This is a genomic window from Rhodoplanes roseus (assembly GCF_003258865.1).
Taxonomy (GTDB): Bacteria; Pseudomonadota; Alphaproteobacteria; order Rhizobiales; family Xanthobacteraceae; genus Rhodoplanes; species Rhodoplanes roseus.
Genome location: NZ_NPEX01000291.1, coordinates 1 through 6,821 on the forward strand (window position 1 = coordinate 1; position 6,821 = coordinate 6,821).

The window sequence follows — 6,821 nt, forward strand, 5'->3', positions numbered from 1 at the left end:
CGGCGGGCTCGGCCGTGCCGCTCTCGGCGATCGCGGCGGTGCCGCGCCCGCTGGTGAGGAGCGGCGGCAGCTCGGGCCCGTAGGCCGCCGCGTCGCCGCCCTCCAGCCCCATGATGCGGATGCCGCGCGCCTCCAGCTCCCGGATCAGCGAAAGCAGCTCGGTCGCCGGCAGCGTCAGGCCGGCGAGGTCGAGCACGGCGGGGCGGCCGGCGAAGAAGCCGGGCGACCGTCCGATCGCCCCGTCGATGTCGGCGAGCCAGTCGGCGATCGGCAGCTCGGGGGCGAGCGCGAAGGCCATGTAGGAGCGTCCCCGGAAACGCACCGGACGCGGACTGGGTTTCGGCTGCACGGCGGTTCTCATGGCGTCCGGCTCCCGGATCGACCAGACGGTTCGGGTGCGACGCACGCCGGACGAATCGCCGCACGATGCAGGCGAGTCCGAAAACTTGGCCGGAATGAGTCGACCGGGCTGGGGGTGTACACGGCAGCCCTCATCCGGCCATGCGGACGTCCCCGCCGTGCGGGGCCGGGACCGGCACGCCTTCGGCGGAGTACTCGTTGAGCTTGTTGCGGAGCGTCCGGATCGAGATGCCGAGGATGTTGGCCGCGTGGGTGCGGTTGCCGAGGCAGTGCTTCAGGGTCTCGAGGATCAGGTCGCGCTCGACGTCGGCGACGGTGCGGCCGACCAGCGCGCGCGTCACCGCCTCGGCCGCGAGGGTCGCGTGCTCGACGGCGGCCGGCCGGGCCTGGTCGAGGCGCTCGCCGTCCGGGGTCAGGATCGCCTCGGCGCCGATCTCGTCGCCGGCCGCCAGCAGCACGGCGCGGTGGATGGTGTTCTCCAGCTCGCGCACATTGCCGGGCCAGCGGTTGATCGAGAGCTGGTGCTTCGCCTCGGTCGACAGCGGCCGCACCGGCACGCCGTTCGCCTGGGCGTATTTGCGCACGAAATGCTGGGCGAGCTCGAGCACGTCGCCGGGCCGCTCGCGCAGCGGCGGGATCTTGAGGTTGACGACGTTGAGGCGGAACAGCAGATCCTCGCGGAAGCTGCCGTCGCGCACCGCCTCGGCGAGATTGCGGTTCGAGGTGGCGAGGATGCGAATGTCGACCGGGACCGGCCGGGTGCCGCCGACGCGGTCGATCACCCGCTCCTGCAGGGCGCGCAGCAGCTTTGCCTGCAGGCGCACCTCCATCTCGGAGATCTCGTCGAGCAGCAGGGTGCCGCCGGTGGCCTCCTCGAACTTGCCGACGCGGCGCGCCACCGCCCCCGTGAAGGCCCCCTTCTCGTGGCCGAACAGCTCGGACTCGAGGAGGTGCTCCGGAATGGCGGCGCAGTTGACCGAGATGAACGGCCCCCGCGAGCGGTTCGAGCGGCCGTGGACGTAGCGGGCCAGCACCTCCTTCCCGGTGCCGGACTCGCCCGTGATCAGCACCGAGGCGTCGGACGGCGCGATCTGCTGGGCGAGCTTCACCACGTTGGCGGTGGCCTGGTCGCGATAGACCAGCTCGCGCGAATCGTCGGCGACGGCCGCCAGCACCGCGGCGATCATCTCCGGATCGGGCGGCAGCGGGATGTATTCCTTGGCGCCGGCATGGATCGCGGCGACCGCGGCCCGCGCGTCGCTCGACGTGCCGCAGGCGACGATCGGGACGTGGATGTGCTCGGCCTCCAGCCGCAGCACCAGCTCGCGGATGTCGAGGGCGACATCGACCATCATCAGGTCGGCGCCGCGCCCCGAGCGCAGCACCGCCATGGCCTGGTCGCTGCTCTCCGCATGCGTGACGCTCGCGCCCTTGTCCATGGCGATCTTGGTCGCCACGGTGAGCTGCCCCTTCAGGGTGCCGACGATCAGAAGGCGCATCGTGTCACTCCGTCGCTGCGGGCCGCGTTCCCGGCCGTGCCGGGCGAGCCGCGATACTGAGACCGGACCGGCGGGCGCGTCGTCACGCGCGGTCCGCCTTGATGATTTCCGTCATGGTCACGCCGAGCTTGTCCTCCACCAGGACGACCTCGCCGCGGGCGACCAGACGGTTGTTGACGTAGATGTCGATCGCTTCGCCGACGCGGCGGTCGAGCTCCAGCACGGCGCCGGGACCGAGCTTCAGCAGCTCGCCGACCTCCATGCGGGCGCGACCGAGCACGGCCGAGACCTGGACCGGCACGTCGAACACCGCCTCGAGATCCGACGCCGCATGCGTCGACGCCTCCGGCTCCTGCAGGTCGGTCGCCTGCTCGACGATGCTGTGATCCGTATCCAGATTGGGGAAGGGAACCTTGGATCCGTCGCTGGCCATCATTCACCCTCCCACATCACGCCTTGTCGCCGCGGCGCGCGTCGACGTAGCGGCCCACCGCTTCGTCGATCGCGGCTTCTGTCGCCGCATGGTCCCGCACGAGGCCGCCGTCGGCCCATTCGATCCGGCAGTCGCCCGGCGCGATCTCGGCCTCGCCGAGAACCACCAGCCGGCCTTCGAAGCCACGCGCTCGCGCCATCTCGGTCAGCCGCTCGCGGGCCAGGTCGTAGAGATCCTCGTTCACCCGAACGACCACGTGCGGCGCGCTGAGGAGCTCGCGCAGGCAGCCGGACATCATCTCGCCGATCTCGGCGAAGGGCTGGGCCGCGATGAGGGTCGGAGCCAGCTTGCGGGCGATGGCGGCCGCCACCTCGACGGCGTCGGCCTCGATCTTGGTGGTGACGGTCGGGAGCTGGGCCGCGACGATCCCCATCGCGGCGGCGATCCTGTCGAACGCTGCGGCGGTCTGCCGCTCGGCCTGCGTGCGAGCCTGCGCCTCGGCGGCCACCAGTCCCTTCTGGTAACCGCGCTGCTCGGCTGCGGCGAGTGCGGCCTCGTGGTCGGCCGGCGAGATGGTCGGCTCCAGCTTCGCCTTGGTGGGCGCCGCGAAGTCCAGGTCGAACAGGAATTTGGCGGGGGCGCTCACGGGCCGGCCCTCCGGCCGCGGCGGCTGCGGCGACGGTCGCCGGAGCGGCGGCGGGGCGTGCGGCTCTCGCACAACGATGTCGTGTCCGGGCGGTCCATCGCGTCCTCAGTACACCAGCTCTTCGTCGGCGCGGTTCTTGGTGATCATGATCTCGCCCTTGCCGGCCAGGTCCTTGGCGAGATTGACGAGCAGGGCCTGCGCCTCGTCGACCTCGCGCAGCCGGACGGGGCCGAGCGCCCCCATGTCGTCCTGCAGCATCTTGGCGGCGCGCGACGACATGTTGGACAGGAAGAAGTTGCGGACCGGCTCCGAGGCGCCCTTGAGCGCGATCGCCAGCTTGTCCTTGTCGATGTGCCGCATCAGCGTCTGAGCCGAGCCGTTGTCGAGCTTGATCAGGTCGTCGAACGTGAACATCAGGCTCTTGATGCGCTCGGCACTCTCGCGGTTCATCTCCTCGAGCGCCGTCATGAAGCGCGTCTCGGTCTGCCGGTCGAAGTTGTTGAACACCTCGGCGATCAGCTCGTGAGCGTCGCGGCGGCGGGTCTGCGACAGGCTCGACATGAACTCGGTGCGTAGCGTCTGCTCGACGCGCTCGATGACTTCCTTCTGGACCGATTCCATCCGCAGCATGCGGTTGACGACGTCCATGCCGACGTCCTCGGGCAGGATGCCGAGCACCTTCGCCGACTGCTCGGGCTTGAGCTTGGACAGCACGACCGCGACGGTCTGCGGGTATTCGTTCTTGAGATAGTTGGCGAGCATCTCCTCCTGGACGTTGGAGAGCTTCTCCCACATGTTGCGGCCGGCCGGACCGCGTATTTCGTCCATGATGCCGTTGACGCGCTCCGGCGGCAGATACTGCTGCAGCAGCCGTTCGGTCGCGTCGTAGGTGCCCATCAGGGCACCGGAGGCGGAGAGGCGCGAGACGAACTCCAGCATCAGCTCCTCGACCGCCTCGGCCGGCACGGTTCCGAGGCTCGACATGACGATCGACAGCGTCCGCAGCTCCTCGTCGTCGAGCATCTGCCAGATCTTCGATCCATACTGGTCACCCAGCGCGAGCAGCAGCACGGCCGCGCGCTCGGGGCCGCTCAGCTTGCGGGTGCTGCCGCCGGCCGGCTGACGCGAGGCCAGGGTCGCCACCACGCTTTCGAGGTCGTTCTTCGCCTTGGCCATGTTGGGGGTCCGCGATCAATTCGACTCGTGCAGCCACTGGCGCAGGATCTGGACGGTCTCCTGCGGATTGCGTTCGGCGAGCTCGCCGACTTTCTGGATCGATTGTGCGTGGACGCTGCCCTGAACCTGCGCGAACTCGATCATCTTGGAGGTCTGGGTCGACGCGGCCTTGGCTTCTTCCTCGCTCTGCGGAATGCCGGGCGGGATGGCGGGCCCGCCCGCGAGCGCCGGCGTCGGAGCCGGAGCCCCGGTGAGCGCCGCGATGGTCTCGGGCGTGATGATCCGGCGCACCAGCGGGCGGATCACGAATATCAGCACGACGAGGCCGAGCAGCAGCATCACGCCGAGCTCGATCGCCCGCATGATGTCTTCCTTGGTGAACTGCAGCATGCCCATCCAGCCGGCCGGCTCGGATAGGGTGATGCTCTGCGTCTCCGCGAAGCGCAGGTTGATGACCTCGATCTGGTCACCCCGCCGCTGGTCGAAGCCGATCGCGGACCGCACCAGCGCGGCGATGCGGTCGAGCTCGTCCTTGCTGCGCTCCTGGTAGGTGAGCTCGCCGCGGTCGTTGCGGCCGTAGATGCCGTCGACCAGCACCGCGACCGAGACCCGGTTCACCCGGCCGCCCTCGACCACCTTGGTCTCGGTGATGCGGGTGATCTCGTAATTGTTGATCTCTTCCGACTTCTTGCTCTGGTCGCGTGCGCCCGGCCCTTGCTGCCCCTGGTTGGCGTTGGGCAACTCGGTGGCGACGCTGACCTGGCCCTGGGGGTCGGTGGTCGACGAGCTCTCCTCCCGGGTCTGGCTCGAGCGCAGCACCCGGCCTTCCGGGTCGAAGCGGTCCTGCGTCTGGGTCACCCGGTTGAAGTCGAACTCGGCGGTGAGTTGCACGCGGGCCCGGCCCGGCCCCACCACCGACGTCACGATGGACTCGACCTGGTCACGAAGGTTGCGCTCGTAGGCGAGCTTGCGCTCGTCGCCCGACACGCCGGCCCCGTAGGGGTCGTTGCCCGCACCATCGGCCAGCAGCCGGCCGCTCTCGTCGACGACGGAGACGCGCTCCGGCTTGAGGCCGTTCACGGCCGAGGCGACGAGGTGCCGGATCGCTCGGACCTGCTGGCTCTCGAGCTGGCCCCGCACCTTCAGGGCGATCGAGGCGGAGGGCTCGAGCTTGTCGCGGGAGAACAGCGGCCGCTCCGGCAGCACCAGGTGCACGCGCGCCGTCTGGACCCGGTCGATCGCCCGGATGGTGCGCGCGAGCTCGCCCTCCAGGGCGCGTAGATGATTGATGTTCTGGACGAAGCTCGTGGTGCCGAGAGCGTCCGACTTGTCGAAGATCTCGTAACCGATGCCGCCGCCCTTGGGCAGGCCGCCCTCGGCGAGCTTCATCCGCAGGCGGCCGACCTTCTCCTTCGGGACCAGGATGATGGCGCCGTCGTTCTTGAGGTCGAAAGCGATGCTCTGGCGTTCCAGATCCTTGATGATCGCCGCGGAGTCCTCGAGCGAGAGGTCGGTGAACAGGGGCGTCATCTGTGGCGCCGTGACCCGAAGGATCACGAAGGCGAAGAAGCCGATCAAAGCGGCCGTGACGGCCCCCATCGCGGCGATGCGAGCGGGGCCGAGCGTCTTAACGAATGTGACGAGACCTTGCACGGGCCGACCCTGTACGGAGATGAGCTTCCAAGCTGTTATGTCGACGGATGAAATCCCCCGACCCGGCAAGTTTTGCCGGGTTCATGGTTTCGAATTGGTTAACGCCGGGGTTAACTGTCGCTCTGCCACCGGAAATTCTCGCCGGCGTGACATCCGCGCCTCGGTTTTCACCGGTCCGGGGTCGCGATCGGGGTGCGAGGCAGAGGAGCGAGGCAGAACGCCAGGCAGAACGCGGAGAGGATGCGCGGGATCGCAGGGCCGGTCGGCCGCGAACCAGGGGGTTCACGCCGGGTTTCCGGAGGCTCGGTCGGGACGAGGTCCTGGCGGGGGAGGATGAGGGCCCGCGGCCGGATAAGGCGTGGCGGCCAAGACACCGCGGCCAGGACACCGGGGGCAGGGGAGCCGAAAAAAGAAAAGGCCGCCGGGGTGGGCGGCCTCTCGCCAGCCCGGTGGTGACACATCCGGGCGGCCTGTCGGACGGATTGGGGGGGCTGGGGGGCCCGTCCGACATCGAGTCAACGTGTCGTCGCCGATCCGGTTCCGTCCGCTTCGAAATAAGCGGAGCGGGCCCGTGAGGCGACGACGGGTCGAATTATTATTGGCGATACTGCTGCAGGCGCGTGGTGCGCAATCCTGCGAGGCCGTGGCGGTCGATGGAATACTGCCACGCCAGAAACTCTTCGACGGTCAGCGTATAGCGGCTGCACGCTTCCTCCAGGGAGAGGAGGCCTCCGCGAACTGCGGCGACGACCTCGGCCTTTCGGCGGATCACCCAACGCTTCGTGCCCGGTGCGGGAAGGTCGGCGATAGTCAACGGACTACCGTCCGGCCCGATGACGTACTTCACCCTCGGGCGGTGGGGTTCGGTCATGGACGAACTCACGCTACAGGAACTGAAAAACACCTCATGACCATAGGGGGCGCGGCTTAAAATTTGGCTAAGCGTCCGTAAAAAAAGGGGAAACATCGGCGCATGCGCGACCCTGCGAAAAACCCGCCGGGTGCGCCGCCACAAAGGCTGCAAACTGAATGACGTCAATATGATACGGCGCGC

The 6,821-nt window shown here is 68.7% G+C and carries 7 protein-coding genes; all 7 read right to left on the reverse strand.

Translation table 11 applies throughout. From position 1 onward, the window contains the following. Positions 1 to 361 (reverse strand): septum site-determining protein MinC (locus tag CH341_RS26065; RefSeq protein WP_483475693.1); only part of this gene is annotated, 361 nt, incomplete at its 3' end. A gap of 130 nt (positions 362 to 491) precedes the next feature. Further along, positions 492 to 1,859, reverse strand: coding sequence for a sigma-54-dependent transcriptional regulator FlbD (gene flbD, locus CH341_RS26070; protein ID WP_111421881.1), 1,368 nt, complete (start codon positions 1,857 to 1,859; stop codon positions 492 to 494). A gap of 82 nt (positions 1,860 to 1,941) precedes the next feature. Continuing rightward, positions 1,942 to 2,295, reverse strand: a complete 354-nt coding sequence (gene fliN, locus CH341_RS26075) for a flagellar motor switch protein FliN (protein ID WP_425376211.1) — start codon at positions 2,293 to 2,295, stop codon at positions 1,942 to 1,944. Between the two features lie 13 nt (positions 2,296 to 2,308). After that, complete coding sequence (locus CH341_RS26080) at positions 2,309 to 2,938, reverse strand: FliH/SctL family protein (protein WP_111421885.1); 630 nt, start codon at positions 2,936 to 2,938, stop codon at positions 2,309 to 2,311. Positions 2,939 to 3,043: 105 nt separating this feature from the next. Beyond that, entirely contained in the window at positions 3,044 to 4,114 is a 1,071-nt protein-coding gene (gene fliG, locus CH341_RS26085; protein ID WP_111421882.1) for a flagellar motor switch protein FliG, read from the reverse strand. A gap of 15 nt (positions 4,115 to 4,129) precedes the next feature. Then, the gene (gene fliF, locus CH341_RS26090) at positions 4,130 to 5,767 is read right to left on the reverse strand and encodes a flagellar basal-body MS-ring/collar protein FliF (protein WP_111421883.1); all 1,638 of its coding nucleotides are present in this window, start codon (positions 5,765 to 5,767) and stop codon (positions 4,130 to 4,132) included. A 595-nt stretch (positions 5,768 to 6,362) separates the two neighbouring features. Continuing rightward, positions 6,363 to 6,638 carry a CtrA inhibitor SciP gene (sciP, locus tag CH341_RS26095; protein WP_008383176.1) on the reverse strand — a complete coding sequence of 92 codons (276 nt, stop codon included), beginning with the start codon at positions 6,636 to 6,638 and terminating at the stop codon, positions 6,363 to 6,365. Positions 6,639 to 6,821 lie beyond the last annotated feature (183 nt).